We start from the raw sequence: 17664 nt of genomic DNA on the forward strand, positions 1-17664 counted from the left end.
GTACTCCTCAGGCGGGCGCGGCGGCGAGGCGGTGGGGGTCGAACAGCCCGATCGGATGCTCGGTGCTGCCGGTCAGGGCCAGATCGGCGAGGATCTCGCCGACGACCGGCACGAACTTGAAGCCGTGCCCGGAAAATCCGCAGGCCACGGTGACGGACTCGGGGTGCGCGGGATGCCGGGCGATGATGAAGTGCTCGTCGGGGGTGTTGGAGTACATGCAGGTGGCGGCCTTGAGGAAGGTGCCCGAGAGGTCGGGGATGCACCGGGACATGTGATCCGCCATGGCCTGGATCTCCTCCTCGTGCACGGTCCGGTCGATGTTCTCCGGGGTGCACTCGACGCCCTTGCGGAAGAAGGCGACCTTGGCGCCCAGCTCCGGCCCGTCGATGGACGGGAAGCCGTAGACCTGGACTCCGGCCGCGTCCTCCCAGACGTAGATCGGGTGGTTCTCGGGGCGGAACGGCTGGACCCCGCCCTTCGGCTGGAACCAGTACATGACCTGCCGTTCGATGGAGAACGGCACCCCGAGGTCGGTGAGCAGCTGCGGCGCCCACGCACCCGGGCAGATCACCAACTGGCCCGCGGTGTACGTGCTTTCGCTCGTGTGGACGCGTACACCGTCCTTGTACGGCTCCCACCGGGTCATCGGCTCTTCGAAGTGCAGCTCGGCGCCCTGCTGAGTGGCGAGCTGGAGGTGGGCCGCGACCATGTTCTCGGGGCGGACCAGTCCCGCCTTCTCCTCGTAGAGTGCCACCTCGTCGTCGTACGGGTTCAGTGTCGGGAAGCGGCGGCGGATGTCCTTCGCCTCCAGCATCTCGTGGGGCAGATCCCACTGCGTCGCGGAGCGCAGCGAGCCCGAGACGGTCCGCGATTCGGGGCGGCCGACCATCACGCCACCGCAGAGCGTGGCGATCTCACGGCCGGTCGCCCGCTCCAGCTCGTCGTACAGCTCGTAGGAGCGCAGCAGCAGCGGTACGTACGCCGGGTCCTCGAAGTAGGACTGCCGCGTGACGCGCGAACCGCCGTGGCTGGAACCGCGGTTGTGGACCGGGCCGAACTTCTCCAGTCCGAGCACGCGGGCGCCGCGCGCGGACAGATGGTGGGCGGCGGCGCTGCCCATGCCGCCGAGACCGATCACGATCACGTCGTAAGTGGGGGACACAGTAGGCCTCCTGAGAGCGGGTCAGCGGCGGATGCGGGTCATCTTCGGGTCGAAGAGCGGCTCCTCGGCGACGGTCGCGGGGACCTTCTCACCGAAGTACTCGATGTGCACGCCGGTGCCGGTGGCGAGCGCCGGCAGCCAGGCGTACGCGACGCAGCGGCCCAGCGTGTAGCCGTACGAGGCACTGGTGACGTAACCCGCGGGGGCGCCGTCGACGTACACGGGCTCCTTGCCGAGGACGACGGCGGCGGGGTCGTCGAGGAGGAGAGGGGTGAGCCTGCGCGTCGGCTCCGATCCGGCGAGGCCGTGCAGGACGCCCTGCAGCGCCTCCTGGCCGACGAAGCCGTCCTTGTCCATACGGACCGCGAAGCCGACGCCCGCCTCGTACGGATTGTGCTCGTCGGTCATGTCGACGCCCCAGGCGCGGTAACCCTTCTCGAGGCGAAGGGAGTTGAAGGCCGAGCGCCCGGCCGCGATCGCGCCGTGCCGCTGCCCCGCTTCCCACAATGTGTCCCAGAGCCTCAGACCCAGGTCGGCGCTTGTGTACAGCTCCCAGCCCAGCTCGCCGACGTACGACAGACGCATCGCCGTCACCGGGACGTGCCCGAGGTACGTCTCCTTCGCACGGAAGTAGCCGAAGCCCTCGTGCGAGAAGTCGTCGCGGGTCAGCGGCTGGACGAGGTCGCGGGCGAGCGGGCCCCAGACGCCGATGCAGCAGGTGCCGGAGGTGATGTCGCGAATCTGCACGTCGTCAGGGGCGTGCCGGGTGAGCCAGTCCAGGTCGGTGGGGGAGTTGGCGCCGACCTGGAAGCGGTCGGCGGCGAGGCGGGCGACGGTGAGGTCGGAGCGGACGCCGCCCGTCTCGTCCAGGAGCAGGGTGTAGGTGACCGCGCCCGGCTTCTTGCGGAGGTTGTTCGAGGTCATGCGCTGGAGGAAGCCGAGGGCGCCGGGGCCGGTGACTTCGAGGCGGCGCAGCGGGGTCATGTCGTACAGGGCGACGTTTTCGCGGGTCGCCTTGGCCTCGGCGGCGGCTATGGGCGACCAGTAGCGGGCCGACCAGGCGTCGCGCTCGGGGAGGGGGCCGAGGGCGTCGACGAGCGGGGCGTTCGCCTCGTACCAGTGCGGGCGCTCCCAGCCGCCGCCCTCCAGGAAGTACGCGCCGAGTTCCTGCTGCCGGGCGTAGAAGGGGCTGACGCGCAGGGGGCGCGGCTGCTCCATCGGCTGGAGGGGGTGCAGGACGTCGTACACCTCGACGAACTGCTGTGAACCGCGTTCACGGACGTACGACGGTGAACGCTGCGCTTCCTCGAAACGCGTGAGGTCGCATTCGTGCAGGTCGATGGAGGCGCGTCCGTCAACCATCCATTCGGCGACGGCCTTGGCAACACCCGCGGAGTGCGTGACCCAGACGGCCTCGGCGAGCCAGAAGCCGCGCAGCTTTCGCGATTCGCCGAGCACCGGCATGCCGTCAGGCGTGAAGGAGAAGACGCCGTTGAAGCCCTCCTCGATCTCCGTCTCACCCAGGGCGGGCATCAGCCGGCGGCAGTCGTCCCAGCTCGGTGCCCAGTCCTCCTCGGTGAAGGGGTAGGAGGACGGCATCTCCATGTCGTTCGCGCGCGCCTCGTCGTACGGGAGGATCCCGAACGCGTCCACGGGCAGCGGCTTGTGCGCGTAACTGCCGATGCCGATGCGGTCGTGGTGCTCGCGGAAGTAGAGGTCGCGGTCCTGGAAGCGGAGGATGGGCTTCGAGGCTTCCGTGGCGTGCGCGGCTTCGGTGGCTTCGGTGGCGTCCGCGGCTTCGGTGGTGGCTTCGGCCAGCTCGGGGAGCTGCTTCGTCTTCGCGTACTGGTGTGCGAGCGGCTGCAGGGGTACGTCGACTCCGGCCATGCGGCCGATCACCGGACCCCAGAAACCGGCCGCGGAGACGACGTGGTCGGCGGGGAAGGTGCCGCGGTCGGTGACGACGGCGGTGACTCGGCCGTCCTCCCGCTCGATTCCGGTGACCGTGTGGCGGTCCAGGAAGCGGACGCCGCGGCTTTCCGCGCGCTCCATCTGGGCGCGGGCCGCGAAGAGGGCGCGGGCCAGGCCGTCGTCGGGGGTGTGGAAGCCGCCGAGGACGGCCGACTCATCGATGAGCGGCCAGAGTTCCTTGCAGCGGGCCGCGCTGACGATCTCGCCGCGCACGCCCCAGGAAGCGGCGTAACCGGCCTTGCGGTGCAGGTCGGCGAGGCGCTCGGGTGTGGTCGCGAGTTCCAGGCCGCCGACCGGGTTGAAGCAGGAAACCCCGTCCACCTGGAGGGAGTTGAACTTCTCGACGGTATAGCGGGCGAACGCCGTGAGCGTCTTGGACGGGCTGGTCTGGAACACCAGGCCCGGCGCGTGCGAGGTGGAGCCGCCCGGGGCGGGCAGCGGCCCCTGTTCGAGAACGGTGACGTCGGTCCAGCCGCGGGCGGTCAGCTCGTCGGCGAGGGAGCAGCCGACGATGCCGGCGCCGATGATGACCACGCGGGGACCCTGGGGGCGGTTTTCGGGCGTGCTGGACATGCCCCTCCTTGCCGGGGTGGGGAGTGAACGCGCTTAGGGAGTGGTGATGTTGGGCCGCTCGGCGGCGATGGTGGTGTCCTCGCCGTGTCCGGTGCGGACGACCGTGCTACCGGGGAGGGTGAGGAGCCGGTTACGGATGGAGGCCTCGATGGTCGGCCGGTCGGAGTAGGAGCGGCCGGTCGCTCCGGGGCCGCCGTGGAAGAGGGTGTCCCCGGTGAAGACCGTGTCCAGGAACGGGGCGTAGAGCGAGCAACTGCCCCAGGTGTGGCCGGGGGTGTGGATCACCTGGAGCTCGATGCCGGCGACGCTGAGGATGCGGCCGTCCGTGAGCTCGCCGTCCGGCTTGCGGGCGGGGTGCGCGAAGGACCACAGCTCGTTGTCGTCGGGGTGGAGGAGGACCGGCGCGCCGGTCAGCACGGAGAGCTCGGCCGCCGCGTCGATGTGGTCGTCGTGCGCGTGGGTGCACACGATGGCCGTGACCCTGCGGTCCGCGACGGCTTCGTGGATCGTACGGGCGTCGTGGGCGGCGTCGACGATCAGTACCTCTTCGTCGTCGCCGACGAGCCAGACGTTGTTGTCGACGTCGAAGGTCTCGCCGTCCAGGCTGAAGGTGCCCGAGGTGACGACGCGCTGGATCCGTACCGCGTGGGTCTCCGTGTGGCTCTCCGCTCGGCTCACAGGACCACCACGGACCGCAGCACCTCACCGCGCTGCATCTTCGCGAACGCCTCCTCGACCTGGTCGAGGGCGATGGTCTCGCTGACGAACGCGTTGAGGTCGAGCAGCCCGTACAGGTACTGGTCGATGAGGAAGGGGAAGTCGCGGCTCGGCAGGCAGTCGCCGTACCAGGACGACTTGAGGGCGCCGCCACGCGAGAACAGGTCGATCAGCGGGAGGTCGATCTTCATCTCGGGGTCCGGGACACCGACCTGGACGAGCACGCCCGCGTGGTCGCGCATGTAGAAGGCCTGCTTGTACGTCTCCGGTCGGCCCACCGCGTCGATGGCGATGTCGACCCCGAAACCGTCGGTGAGCGCGCGCACGGCCTCGACCGGGTCCGTGCCGCGCGAGTTGACCGTGTGGGTGGCGCCGAACTTCTCCGCCTGGTCGAGCTTCTTGTCGTCGATGTCGACGGCGATGACCTTCATGGCGCCGTTCAGACAGGCGCCCGCGATCGCGGCGTTGCCGACGCCGCCGCAGCCGATGACGGCGACCGTGTCACCGCGGCCGACGTTGCCGGTGTTGACGGCGGCGCCGTATCCGGCCATCACCCCGCAGCCGATCAGGCCCGCGGCCTCCGGGCGGGCGGCCGGGTCGATCTTCACCGCCTGCCCGGCCGCGACCAGGGTCTTCTCGGCGAACGCGCCGATGCCGAGGGCGTTGCTGAGCGGGGTGCCGTCGAGCAGCGTCATCGGCTGCGTGGCGTTGCGGGAGTCGAAGCAGTACCAGGGGCGGCCGCGGCGACAGGAGCGACAGGTGCCGCAGGGGGCGCGCCAGGCGAGGACGACATAGTCGCCGGGGACGAGGTCGGTGACACCCTCGCCGACCGCCTCGATCGTGCCGGCCGCCTCATGGCCCAGCAGGAACGGGAAGTCGTCGTTGATCGCGCCCTCCCGGTAGTGCAGATCCGTGTGGCAGACCCCGCAGGCCTGTACGGCGACGAGCACCTCGCCCGGTCCTGGATCGGGAACGACGATCGTCTGCACCTCGACGGGTGCGCCCTTCTTGACGGCGACTACGGCACGGACCTCGTGTGGCACGACAAGCTCCTCTGCTGTTGCGCAATGCACGATGGGTTGCGCGATGAGGAACATATTGAGAACGCCGTCAGGGGGTCGTCAAGAGGTGCGAGTTAACCCTTGGCAAAAGGAACGGGCCGGACGAAACCTGCCCGACACACAGAAACGCGGGGCCAGGTGATTCCTGGCCCCGCGCTGTGTTCCGCGCCCCGTGGGGTTTCCGCCTGCGGCCGTGTCCGGTGCGGTTTCGGGCTCCGTTTCGTGTCCGGTACGGCTTCCGTCAGAAGCCGTACCCCATCCGGCGCGACAGCTCAGCGGCAGCGGCCACCGTGCGCTTGGAGAGGTCCGACAGGCGGTCCGGGCCCAGCCGGTACACCGGCCCGGAGACGCTGATCGCGGCGATGACCTTGCCGTCGTGGGCGCGCACCGGGGCGGCCACCGCGGTGAGGCCGACCTCCAGCTCCTCCAGGGTGATCCCGTACCCCTGGTCGATCACCGCCTCCAACTCGCTGCGCAGCGCGGACGTGCCGGTGATCGTGCGCTCCGTGAAGCGCGGCAGCGGGCGCGCGAGCAGGCCTTCGCGCAGTGTGGGCGGCATGTGCGCCAGCAGCACCTTGCCACTGGAGGTGGCGTGCAGGGGTGTGCGTCTGCCCAGCCAGTTCTGCGCCGTGACCGACGCGGTGCCGCGGGCCTGCATGATGTTGACCGCCGCGTCGTCGTCGAGGACCGCGATGTTGACGGTCTCGCCCAGCTCGTCGGCGAGTTCGCGACAGACCGGGACGCCCTCCTGGGAGATGTCGAGGCGCACTGCCGCCGCGCCCGCGAGGCGCAGTACGGCCGCCCCCAGGTAGTACTTCCCACGGTCCTTGGCCTGCGCGACCAGGCCGCGGTTCTCCAGGACGCCAAGCAGCCGGAACGCGGTGGACTTGTGCACGTCCAGCTCGTCGGCGATCTCGGTGACACCCGCCTCGCCGAGCCGGGCGAGGATCTCCAGCACGCTCACCGCGCGGTCCACCGACTGGACGGCACTGCCCGTGCTCCTGCCGTTCCGCCTCTCGGGATTCTCCTCGTTCCGCTCAACCTGCTTCTGCGTGCGGGTCATAGCTCAACTCTCACCACCTGGCGGCCCTGTTTGGGCCGCATCTGCGGGAAGCCCTTGACGTGACGGGACCCCCGCGCGGATTCTGTTGCGCATAGCGCTCCCTCGTGCGCCATACGAAACATCATGTTACCGAAGCGTCCGGAACCGGAAAGGTCTCGGACGACCTGGACCTGAGAGGTCCCGGACGAAACGTCCGGACCGAGAGGGGGGCCCATGATTCCCGTCTGCCGCCTTGAAGACCTCCCCGTGGGCGAATCCGTCCGTGTCGACACCACACCCCCCGTCGCCGTGTTCAACGCCGACGGCGAGTTGTACGCCATCGACGACACCTGCACCCACCAGGACGCCTCCCTCTCCGAGGGCTGGCTGGAGGGTTGTCTGGTCGAATGCCCGCTGCACGCCGCCTCATTCGATCTCCGTACGGGCCGGCCGACGTGCCTGCCCGCACGGCGCCCCGTCCGCACCCACCGCGTCACCGTCGACGACGGCATCATCCACGTCCATCCGGCCGCGGAGGAGGGCACCGCCGCATGAACGCCGTGACCGTTTGCGACGAAGAGTGGGCCTCATGAAAACCGTGACCGTCGTCGGTGCCTCCCTCTCCGGGCTGTACGCGGCTCGCGAGCTGCGGGCCCAGGGGTTCGACGGGCGCCTGGTGGTCGTCGGGGACGAACCCCACCGTCCGTACGACCGCCCGCCCCTCTCCAAGGACTTCCTCACCGGCCGCGCCGACGAGGACCAACTCTCCCTCACCGACGCCGAGGAGACCGCCGAACTCGACGCCGACTGGCTCCTCGGCGTACGCGCCCGCGGCCTCGACATCCGTGGCCGCACCCTCCTCCTCGACAACGGCCGCACCGTCTCCACCGACGGCGTGGTCATCGCCACCGGCGCCTCGGCCCGCCGCCTCCCGGGCGACGACCTCGCCGGCGTCCACACCCTGCGCACCCTCGACGACGCCCGCGCCCTGCGCGCGGAACTCGGCCGGGGCCCACGCCGCGTCGTCGTCATCGGCGGCGGCTTCATCGGCGCCGAGACCGCGTCCTCGTGCGCCGCCCTCGGCCACGACGTCACCGTCGTCGAGGCCGCCCCGCTGCCCCTCGTCCCCCAACTCGGCCCCGACATGGCCGCCGTGTGCGCCGCGCTGCACCGCCGCGGCGGCGTCGACCTCGTCACCGGCATCGGCGTCGCCGGGCTCCGGGGGAGCGGCGCTGCGGAAGCCCGCGGAGGCGGTTCCACCGCACGGGACGGCAGCCACGCAGTCGATCCGTCGCGGATCGGGGACGACGGCGCGGCGCGCGGCTCCGTCACCGGCGTACAGCTCGCCGACGGCCGGACCCTGTGCGCCGACGTCGTGATCGTCGGCATCGGCGCCACCCCCAACACTGGCTGGCTCGCGGGTTCGACGCTCGCCCTGCACGACGGCGTGCTGTGCGACGACGGCTGTGTGACCGGACTTCCCCAGGTGGTCGCCGTCGGTGACGTCGCCCGGGTCGGAGGTGCCCGCGCCGAGCACTGGACCTCCGCCACCGAGCAACCCCGTGTCGCCGTACGGAACTTGCTCGCCGGACGCACCGTCGAGACCGCGCGGTCCCTGCCCTACTTCTGGTCCGACCAGTACGGTGCGCGGATCCAGTTCGCGGGGCGGCGGCACGAGGCGGACACCGTCCGTATCGCCGAAGGCGCTCTCGAGGACGGCGCGCCCGCCGAGGGCGGCTTCCTCGCCCTCTACGAACGCGACGGCCGGACGACGGCCGTGCTCTCCGTCGACCGCCCCCGCCCGTTCATGCGGGCACGCCGCGGACTGGCGCGCAGCGCAGGTCCGATGGAAGCGGCGGCACTGTGACGAGCTGACGGTGCGGTGAGCGGGCCGGACCGATGTGTCCCTCGGCCGTGACCAGGAATGCTAGTGGTCGTGACCAGGAATGCCCCTGGTCGTGACTAGGAGTGCGACAGCTGCCCGGCCCCGCCCTGCCGACGTATCCGCTCCTGCGCACGCTCGGCCGCCCGTGCCTGCCGCCTGGCCCTGCGCCGCTCGCGTCGCAGGGCCCGCGCGGTGCTGCTCGGGACCGAGACCACCCCGTTGCGCTGGTTCCACACCTGTCGCGTCACCCAGACGTCGAGGGCGGACCAGGTGGCCACGACCGTGCTGGCCACGCTGCTCAGGACCATGGGGAAGGCCAGCCAGGATCCCGCGAGGGTGGACAGGAAGGCCACCATCGCCTGTATCAGTGTCACGGCGATGATGATGACCGCCCGCACGGCCGCCGTACGCACCGGATCGGGCAACCGCCGCCTGCGCGCGGGCTCCTCGATCCACAACGGCCGGTAGTACGCCTGCTCTTCGTACCCTTCAGCAGCAACGTCCGGCCGGACGGCTCGGCCGTGCCCGTCCGCGGCGAAGCCGTGCTCGTCCACCCGACCGTGCCCGTCCGCCGTGAAGCCCTGCCTGCCCACCCGGTCGTCCCCGTCCGCCGCGAAGCCCCGACCGTCCACCCGGCCGCGCCCGCCCGTGGCCACGCCCTGCCCGTCCACCCCGTCACGCCCGCCCGTCGCTCCGTGCCGCCCGTCCAACTGGCCGCGTCCGTCCGCCGGAATGTCGCGATCCGGTGCTTGAGCGGCCCGCCGCGCCGCCTCGGGTGCCGCAACGCCGGTCCCGGGCGCCCCGTTCCGCTCCACCGTGCCCATCAACTCGTCACTCCCCACCGCCGACAGACCCCTCGCACCGGTGTCAGATGACTCCGGCTCCCCAGTGGCTGCCCGGCTTGCGCTGTTTTACGCGGCCTGAGCGCGGCATGCGGCGCCTGTGGCCGATTCCGCCCCCATTTCCCGTACAGAACGACGAACGACGTGCCCCGAAGATTCCCGCCGAACGAAGAATTCCGGCCAACTGACCAAGTTCACCGCTCCGATGTGATCCGGCCTCAAGTACCGGATTCGGGGAGGCAATCTCCCCCAATGAACGGACAACTGCCCATGTCTCGTTCCCCTCGCGCCGGGGCTGCGCCCGGACAGCTCTTCGAGTTACCCGTGCTTCGGTAGTAGGCTCACGCCGTTTGTTGACGCACATGTGTACCCCCGGGTCAGGGGGTCGAGCTGGGGGAGGCCATGCGCTTTCGCGGGAAGTCCATCCGCCGGAAGATCGTGGCGCTGCTCCTCGTGCCGCTGGTTTCGTTGACCGCGATCTGGGCCTTCGCGACCGTGCTCACGGGGCGCGAGGCCAACCAGTTGTTCAACGTGACCGACATCGTCGAGAAGATCGGCTATCCCACCGAGGACGCCGTCCGTGTCCTTCAGCAGGAACGCCGTCAGACCCTCGTCTATCTGGCCGACCCTCGTGCCTCCGACGCGCTCGCCGCGCTCAAGCGCAGCCAGACCGCCACCGACCACGCCGTCGCGAAGGTCCGCAGGAACGCCAAGGACGATGACGTACGCGAGGAGATGGGCGAGGGCACATCGGAGCGCCTCACCTCCATCCTCGACGCCGTCGACGGAATCGACTCGCTGCGCCGCAGTGTCGAGGAGGGCACCGTCGGCCGGGCCCAGGCCCTCGGCCTCTACAACCGCCTGGTCGACCCCTGTTACGTCCTGATGGCCAACCTCCACGTGCTCGACAACGTGGAGATGGACAAGCAGGGCCGCGCCCTTGTCAACGTCGCCCGCGCCCGCGAGCTGCTCTCCCGCGAGGACGCCCTCCTCGGCTCCGCACTGGTCGCGGGGCGTATCACCCACGACGAGATCCGCGACGTCTCCGACCTCGTCGCTCAGCGCACCCTGTTGTACGACATCAGCCTGCCGCTGCTGCCCTCCTCGGAGCGCGATCGCTTCGCGCGCTACTGGAAGAACGCCGACACGGCGCCCCTGCGCGTGGCCGAGCAGTCCGTCGTCAACTCCGCGGCCGGCTCGCCCCGTGGCGTCACCGCGAAGAGCTGGGACAGCGCGGCCGGACATGTGCTCGACGAGCTCGGCGACCTCAACGACAAGGCGGGCGACCGGTACCAGGACCGGGTCCGGCCCGTGGCGATCGGCGTCATCGTCAAGGCGATCATCGCGGGAGTCTTCGGGCTCATCGCCCTGCTGATCTCGCTCATCATGTCCGTACGCATCGGCCGGAGCCTCATCCGCGACCTGCGCCGACTGCGCCTGGAGGCCCACGAGGCGTCCGGCGTCCGGCTTCCCAGCGTCATGCGCCGCCTCTCCGCGGGAGAACAGGTCGACGTGGAGACCGAAGCGCCACGCCTGGAGTACGACAAGAACGAGATCGGCGAGGTCGGGCAGGCCCTCAACACCCTGCAGCGCGCCGCCGTCGAGGCCGCCGTCAAGCAGTCCGAACTGCGCGACGGCGTCTCCGAGGTCTTCGTCAACCTGGCCCGCCGCAGCCAGGTCCTGCTCCACAAGCAGCTCACCCTGCTCGACACCATGGAGCGCAGGACCGAGGACACCGACGAACTCGCCGACCTCTTCCGTCTCGACCACCTGACCACGCGCATGCGCCGCCACGCCGAGGGCCTGGTCATCCTCTCCGGCGCCGCCCCGTCCCGGCAGTGGCGCAAGCCCGTCCAGCTCATGGACATCGTCCGCGCAGCCGTCGCCGAGGTCGAGGACTACGAGCGCATCGAGGTACGCCGTCTGCCGCGCGTCGCGGTCACCGGGCCCGCGGTCGCCGACCTCACCCACCTCGTGGCCGAACTCCTGGAGAACGCCACGGTGTTCTCGCCCCCGCACACCGCCGTCCAGGTCCTCGGCGAGCGTGTCGCCAACGGCTTCACCCTGGAGATCCACGACCGTGGCCTGGGTATGGCGGCCGAGGCGCTCCTCGACGCCAACCTGCGGCTCGCCGAGACCCCCGAGTTCGAACTCTCCGACACCGACCGGCTCGGCCTCTTCGTGGTCAGCCGTCTGGCCCAGCGGCAGAACGTCCGCGTCTCCCTGCAACCGTCCCCGTACGGCGGCACCACCGCGGTCGTCTTCATCCCCGACGTCCTGCTCACCGACGACGTCCCGGACACCAACGGCATCGGCTTCCGCCTCGACCGCGCGCTGCCCACGAAGGAGGGCGAGACCGAGGAGGGCCGCACGTCGGCGCTCTCCCAGGTTCCGGTGCGCCTGCCGGGCCTGCCGGCGTCGATCCTGGACGGTCCGGTCGAACTGGAAGCGCCGGTCGACCTGGACACCCTCACCGGTTTCCCAGGAGCCCTCGGCGACGAGGACAGCGAGCGCGGCGGTCTGTTCCGGCCGCGCCGCTCCATCGCCGGAGTCCCGGGAGAGCAGCACCAGCAGGCACGCGACAACCGGGGCGAGCTCGCCCGTCGGGACGACGACGACCATCCGGGCGCCACCCCCGTCCCGCTGCCGAGGCGCAGGGCCCCCAAACTCGTCAGTTCGCACGGCCGTCCCGTCACCCAGACGAGGTCACGGCGCGATGAGGCGGACGAGGAGTTCGCGGAGAACCTCGAACCGGTCCAGAACCTGGAGCCGGTGGAACGGGTCGGGGCGGAGCTCGACGGCGCTAAGCCGCTGCCCGCCCGGCGCGGCGAGCGCACTGAGACCCCGGAGCGGCCCAGCAGCGAAGGCCCCGAGACTCCCGGCCTGCGAGAGGCCCCGGGGCTCCGCGAAGCTTCCGGTCTTCGCGAGGCCCCCGCCCGCCCCAAGCGCACCCGCCGTACCGCCTTGTCGTCCGAGGCGGGAGAGGCAGAATCGGGGGTGGGTCCGCTGCCCCGCCGCGTCCGACAGGCCAATCTGGCCCCGCAGTTGAAGGACGGCCCCGAACGGCGCACCGAGCGCGACAAGGCCCGCACCGGCAACGGAACGGATCCCGCCGAGCGCGACGCCGACGAGGTACGCAGCCGGATGGCCTCGCTCCAGCGGGGCTGGCAGCGCGGCCGCGAAGAGAACGCGGTGGGCGACGAGACCCAGGACGGCACAGCACCAGGAACGACAAAGGGGGACGGTCGATGACCGCACCGAAGGCCGCAGGGCCCACCACGACCAGCAAGGCGGCAGGCGAGCTGAACTGGCTTCTCGACGAACTGGTGGACCGCGTCGCCAGCATCCGCAAGGCGATCGTGCTCTCCGGCGACGGCCTTCCCACCGGGGCCTCCAAGGACCTGACCCGGGAGGACAGCGAGCACCTGGCCGCCGTCGCCTCCGGCTTCCACAGCCTCGCCAAGGGCGTCGGCCGGCATTTCGAGGCGGGCAGCGTCCGGCAGACCGTCGTCGAGCTGGACGAGGCCTTCCTGTTCGTCACGGCCGCCGGTGACGGCAGCTGCCTCGCCGTCCTCTCGGACGCCGACTCGGACGTCGGGCAGGTCGCCTACGAAATGACGCTCCTGGTCAAGCGGGTCGGCGCACATCTGGCCGCCACTCCGCGCACCGATCTGACTTCGGGCGGGTAGTGGGATGACATGAGCGGAGACGGTCAGGGAAGACGCCACTGGTTCGACGACGAGGCCGGACCGGTGGTGCGTCCGTACGCCATGACACGCGGCCGCACCACCAGTGCGGCCCAGCACCGCCTCGATCTGATCGCGGTGGTCGTCACGGAGCCGCACGCCGACGACCCCGAAACGGACCAGACGCTGTCCCCGGAGCACGTGGACATCGTCGAACTCTGCCGCGACACGCCCCAGTCAGTCGCTGAACTCGCCGCCGAACTCGACCTCCCCATCGGAGTGGTACGGGTCCTCATCGGGGACCTCGTGGACGAGGAAATGGTCCATGTGACACGTCCCGTACCCCCTGCCGAGCTGCCGGACGAGAGTATTCTGCGCGACGTGATCAACGGCCTCCGGGCGCTCTGAGCAGGGCGGAAACGGGGAACAGACGTGACAGGCTGGCAGTTCTGGGTCGACCGAGGCGGCACCTTCACCGACATCGTCGCGCGGCGCCCGGACGGCCGTCTGCTCACGCACAAGCTGCTGTCCGACCATCCGGCCAGATATGCCGACGCGGCGGTCGCGGGCGTGCGTGAACTTCTCGACGAGGGCGCGGAGATCGAGGCCGTCCGCATGGGCACCACCGTCGCCACCAACGCCCTCCTGGAACGCAAGGGCGAGCGCACCCTCCTCGTCATCACCCGAGGCTTCCGCGACGCCCTGCGCATCGCCTACCAGAACCGGCCCCGCATCTTCGCCCGCGCGATCGAACTGCCCGAACTGCTGTACGAGCACGTCGTCGAGGTCGACGAGCGGATCGCCGCCGACGGCACGGTCCTGCGCGCCCCCGACCTGGACTCCCTCACCGGACCCCTCCAGAAGGCGTACGACTCCGGGATCCGCGCTGTTGCAGTCGTCTGCCTGCACAGCCACCTCCACCCCGCCCACGAACAAGCCGTCGGTGAACTGGCAGCCGGGATCGGCTTCCCGCAGATCTCTCTCTCCAGCGAGGTCAGCCCGCTGATGAAGCTCGTCCCGCGCGGCGACACGGCCGTCGTCGACGCCTATCTGTCGCCTGTGCTCCGGCGCTATGTCCAGCACGTAGCCGACGAACTCCAGGGCGTACGGCTGATGTTCATGCAGTCCAACGGTGGCCTTGCCGAAGCGGGTCAGTTCCGCGGCAAGGACGCCATCCTGTCCGGGCCCGCGGGCGGCATCGTCGGCATGGCGCGGATGTCGCAGCTCGCGGGCTTCGACCGGGTCATCGGCTTCGACATGGGCGGTACGTCCACGGACGTCTCGCACTTCGCGGGCGAGTACGAGCGGGTGTTCACCACCCAGATCGCCGGGGTCCGGCTGCGCTCGCCCATGCTGGACATCCACACCGTCGCCGCCGGCGGCGGTTCGGTGCTGCACTTCGACGGCTCCCGCTACCGCGTGGGCCCCGACTCGGCGGGCGCCGACCCCGGGCCCGCCTGCTACCGGGGAGGCGGCCCGCTCACCGTCACCGACGCCAATGTGGCGCTCGGCCGCATCCAACCCGCCCACTTCCCGCACGTGTTCGGCCCCGACGGAGACCGGCCCCTCGACGACACCCTGGTCCGCGACCGCTTCGCCGCTCTCGCGCGCGAGATCCGCGAGCAGACCGGCGACGACCGCACCCCTGAGCAGGTCGCCGAGGGCTACCTCCAGATCGCCGTGGCCAACATCGCCAACGCCGTCAAGCGGATCTCGGTCCAGAAGGGCCACGACGTCACCCGGTACGCGCTGACCACCTTCGGCGGCGCGGGCGGCCAGCACGCGTGCATGGTCGCCGACTCGCTCGGCATCCGCACCGTCCTCGTGCCACCCATGGCCGGTGTGCTGTCCGCCCTCGGCATCGGACTCGCCGATACGACGGCCATGCGCGAGCAGTCCGTCGAGGCCCCCTTGGAAACCTCCTCGATGCCCGCTGTCCTGAAGACCGCCGACGACCTGGAGGGCGCCGCCCGCGCCGAACTCCTCGCCGAGGACGTACCCGAGGACCGCATCCGGGTCACCCGCCGTGCCCAACTCCGCTATGACGGCACGGACACGACGCTCACCGTCGAGCTCACCGAGCCCGACACCATGACCCACGCCTTCGAAGAACGCCATCGCGCAACCTACTCCTTCACCCTCGACCGTCCGGTCGTCGTGGAAGCCCTCTCCGTGGAAGCCACCGGTCTCACCGAACCCCCCGATCTCTCCGCCCTGGCTTCTTTTGAAGGCCGCTCCGCCACCCCGGAGACGGTCCGCCTCCACACGGGCGGCGCCTGGTGCGACGTACCCCTGCACCGTCGCGAGGAATTGCCTCCCGGCGAAACGGTCACCGGCCCCGCGATCATCACCGAGGCCAGCTCGACGACCGCCGTCGACGACGGCTGGCAGGCCGCGACGACCGACGACGGGCATCTGGTCATGGAACGCGTGGCGGTTACGCAGAGTTCCGATCTCGGCACGGAAGCGGACCCCGTTCTCCTTGAGGTCTTCAACAATCTCTTCATGTCCATCGCCGAACAGATGGGCGCCCGTCTCGAGTCCACCGCCCAGTCGGTCAACATCAAGGAGCGCCTGGACTTCTCCTGCGCCCTCTTCGACCCCGACGGAAACCTGGTGGCCAACGCCCCACACATTCCAGTCCACTTGGGTTCGATGGGCACGAGCGTCAAGGAGGTCATCCGGCGGCGCGGCTCCGGCATGCGCCCCGGCGACACATACGCGGTCAACGACCCGTACCACGGCGGCACCCACCTCCCCGACGTCACGGTGATCACCCCGGTCTTCGACACGGAGGGTGAGCGGATCCTGTTCTACGTCGCCTCGCGCGGCCACCACGCCGAGATCGGCGGCATCGCACCGGGGTCCATGCCCGCGAACAGCCGCACCATCGAAGAGGAGGGCATCCTCTTCGACAACTGGCTGCTCGCCGAGAACAGCCGCTTCCGCGAGGCCGAGACCCTGGCCCTGCTCACCGAGCCGCCCTACCCCTCGCGCAACCCCAAGACCAACCTCGCCGACCTGCGCGCCCAGATCGCCGCCAACCAGAAGGGTGTCGACGAAGTCGCCCGCATGATCGAGAACTTCGGGCTCGACGTCGTCCAGGCGTACATGAGGCACGTGCAGGACAACGCCGAAGAAGCCGTACGCCGGGTTATCGACGCTCTTGAAGACGGTGAGTTCGCCTACGAGACCGACTCCGGGGCCGTCATCCGCGTCCATGTCTCCGTAGACCGCGAAAAACGCTCCGCCACTGTCGATTTCACCGGTACGTCACCGCAGCTCACCACCAACTTCAACGCACCCTTCGCGGTGGTCAACGCCGCTGTCCTGTACGTCTTTCGCACGCTGGTCGCCGACGACATCCCGCTCAACGACGGCTGTCTGCGCCCCCTCGACATCGTGGTGCCGCCGGGTTCGATGCTCGCGCCCGAGCCCCCGGCCGCCGTCGTCGCGGGCAACGTGGAGACGTCCCAGGCGATCACCGGCGCCCTGTACGGAGCCCTGGGAGTGCAGGCCGAGGGCTCAGGGACCATGAACAACGTCACCTTCGGCAACGCGCGGTACCAGTACTACGAGACCGTCGCCTCCGGATCCGGAGCGGGCGAGGGCTTCCCCGGCGCGTCCGTCGTGCAGACCCACATGACCAACTCGCGGCTCACCGACCCCGAGATCCTGGAGTGGCGACTGCCGGTCCAGCTCGACGAGTTCTCGGTCCGGCGCGGCAGCGGTGGCGCCGGGCGCTGGCGTGGCGGGGACGGCGCCGTGCGCCGCATCCGGTTCCACGAGCCCATGACCGTCTCCACGCTCTCCCAGCACCGCAGGGTCCCGCCCTACGGCATGGCGGGCGGCGAGCCCGGAGCGCTCGGCGCCAACCGGGTGGAGCGCGCGGACGGCACAGTCACGGAACTTGGCGGAAGTGATGCGGCGGACGTCGTCCCCGGCGACGTACTCGTCATCGAAACCCCCGGCGGCGGAGGCTACGGTCCACCGCCGCGCGACCCCCATCAAGCAGGAGAAGAGATCGATGATCTTCGGGCGTTCTGAGCGCGGCAAGCCCCCGGTCGAGCCCGTCACGCTCAAGATCCTGGTGGCCGGCGGCTTCGGCGTGGGCAAGACGACCCTCGTCGGCGCGGTCAGCGAGATCAAGCCGCTGCGCACCGAGGAGTTGCTCACCGAGGCGGGCCGCCCGGTCGACGACACCAGCGGCGTGGAGGGCAAGCACACCACCACCGTCGCCATGGACTTCGGCCGCATCACGCTCCGCGAGGATCTGGTGCTCTACCTCTTCGGGACGCCCGGGCAGGACCGCTTCTGGTTCCTGTGGGACGAGCTCGCCACCGGCTCGCTGGGCGCCGTCGTGCTCGCCGACACCCGCCGCCTGGAGGACTGCTTCGCGGCCGTCGACTACTTCGAGCGGCGCTCCATACCCTTCGTGGTCGGAGTCAACTGCTTCGAGGGCGCCGCCCGTTACCCCGCAGACGACGTCCGCCAGGCCCTCGATCTCGACCCGGGAGTACCGGTCGTCCTCTGTGACGCGCGGGACCGGGAGACGGTCAAGGAGGTCCTCATCGGCGTCGTCCAGCACGCGATGGCGTACGCGGCCGAGCGCCGCCAGACCGTCACTGGCTGATGCCCGCCGCCAGGCCGTAACGAGCCGACCGCCAACGCCGGACCGTCAGAAGCGGACGCCCGTCGTCAGACCTTCACGACCCAACACACAGG

13 protein-coding genes are annotated in these 17664 nt (G+C 70.4%); 7 read left to right on the forward strand and 6 right to left on the reverse strand.

What is annotated here, in order from left to right; translation table 11 throughout:
- Window positions 1-7: 7 nt before the first annotated feature.
- From solA to ACZ4WS_RS11025, 5 genes are all read right to left on the reverse strand, one after another.
- Window positions 8-1162 (reverse strand): N-methyl-L-tryptophan oxidase, encoded by a 1155-nt coding sequence (solA, locus tag ACZ4WS_RS11005; protein ID WP_467979188.1) that lies wholly within the window; start codon window positions 1160-1162, stop codon window positions 8-10.
- 21 nt (window positions 1163-1183) lie between these two features.
- Window positions 1184-3706, reverse strand: coding sequence for a GcvT family protein (locus ACZ4WS_RS11010; protein WP_467979190.1), 2523 nt, complete (start codon window positions 3704-3706; stop codon window positions 1184-1186).
- 33 nt (window positions 3707-3739) lie between these two features.
- Window positions 3740-4384, reverse strand: a complete 645-nt coding sequence (locus ACZ4WS_RS11015; protein ID WP_467979191.1) for an MBL fold metallo-hydrolase — start codon at window positions 4382-4384, stop codon at window positions 3740-3742.
- Window positions 4381-5466, reverse strand: a complete 1086-nt coding sequence (locus ACZ4WS_RS11020; RefSeq protein WP_467979193.1) for an S-(hydroxymethyl)mycothiol dehydrogenase — start codon at window positions 5464-5466, stop codon at window positions 4381-4383. The genes ACZ4WS_RS11015 and ACZ4WS_RS11020 overlap by 4 nt, the downstream gene beginning before the upstream one ends.
- Before the next feature lie 259 nt (window positions 5467-5725).
- Window positions 5726-6547, reverse strand: a complete 822-nt coding sequence (locus ACZ4WS_RS11025) for an IclR family transcriptional regulator (RefSeq protein WP_467979195.1) — start codon at window positions 6545-6547, stop codon at window positions 5726-5728.
- A gap of 213 nt (window positions 6548-6760) precedes the next feature.
- On the opposite strand from ACZ4WS_RS11025, the gene ACZ4WS_RS11030 reads away from it, so the two are divergent.
- Both ACZ4WS_RS11030 and ACZ4WS_RS11035 read left to right on the forward strand, forming a co-directional pair.
- The gene (locus ACZ4WS_RS11030; RefSeq protein WP_467979198.1) at window positions 6761-7081 is read left to right on the forward strand and encodes a bifunctional 3-phenylpropionate/cinnamic acid dioxygenase ferredoxin subunit; all 321 of its coding nucleotides are present in this window, start codon (window positions 6761-6763) and stop codon (window positions 7079-7081) included.
- A 34-nt stretch (window positions 7082-7115) separates the two neighbouring features.
- Complete coding sequence (locus ACZ4WS_RS11035) at window positions 7116-8393, forward strand: NAD(P)/FAD-dependent oxidoreductase (RefSeq protein ID WP_467979200.1); 1278 nt, start codon at window positions 7116-7118, stop codon at window positions 8391-8393.
- A 95-nt stretch (window positions 8394-8488) separates the two neighbouring features.
- Here the strand turns inward: ACZ4WS_RS11035 and ACZ4WS_RS11040 are convergent, their stop codons facing one another.
- Window positions 8489-8965, reverse strand: a complete 477-nt coding sequence (locus ACZ4WS_RS11040; protein WP_467979286.1) for a hypothetical protein — start codon at window positions 8963-8965, stop codon at window positions 8489-8491.
- A 690-nt stretch (window positions 8966-9655) separates the two neighbouring features.
- Here ACZ4WS_RS11040 and ACZ4WS_RS11045 point away from each other — a divergent pair.
- Genes ACZ4WS_RS11045 through ACZ4WS_RS11065 form a run of 5 tightly spaced genes read left to right on the forward strand, consistent with a single transcriptional unit; the run spans window position 9656 to window position 17572 of the window.
- Window positions 9656-12505 carry a nitrate- and nitrite sensing domain-containing protein gene (locus tag ACZ4WS_RS11045; RefSeq protein WP_467979202.1) on the forward strand — a complete coding sequence of 950 codons (2850 nt, stop codon included), beginning with the start codon at window positions 9656-9658 and terminating at the stop codon, window positions 12503-12505.
- Window positions 12502-12942, forward strand: coding sequence for a roadblock/LC7 domain-containing protein (locus ACZ4WS_RS11050; protein WP_467979204.1), 441 nt, complete (start codon window positions 12502-12504; stop codon window positions 12940-12942). Before ACZ4WS_RS11045 ends, ACZ4WS_RS11050 begins: the two co-directional genes overlap by 4 nt.
- Before the next feature lie 9 nt (window positions 12943-12951).
- A complete protein-coding gene (locus tag ACZ4WS_RS11055; protein ID WP_467979207.1) occupies window positions 12952-13347 on the forward strand; it encodes a DUF742 domain-containing protein in 396 nt (131 codons plus the stop codon).
- Between the two features lie 24 nt (window positions 13348-13371).
- On the forward strand, window positions 13372-16986 hold the full coding sequence (locus ACZ4WS_RS11060) for a hydantoinase B/oxoprolinase family protein (protein ID WP_467979209.1): 3615 nt from the start codon (window positions 13372-13374) through the stop codon (window positions 16984-16986).
- Complete coding sequence (locus tag ACZ4WS_RS11065; protein ID WP_467979211.1) at window positions 16967-17572, forward strand: GTP-binding protein; 606 nt, start codon at window positions 16967-16969, stop codon at window positions 17570-17572. Before ACZ4WS_RS11060 ends, ACZ4WS_RS11065 begins: the two co-directional genes overlap by 20 nt.
- The last annotated feature ends 92 nt before the right edge of the window (window positions 17573-17664 follow it).

Source organism: Streptomyces sp. NPDC029292 (assembly GCF_055569295.1).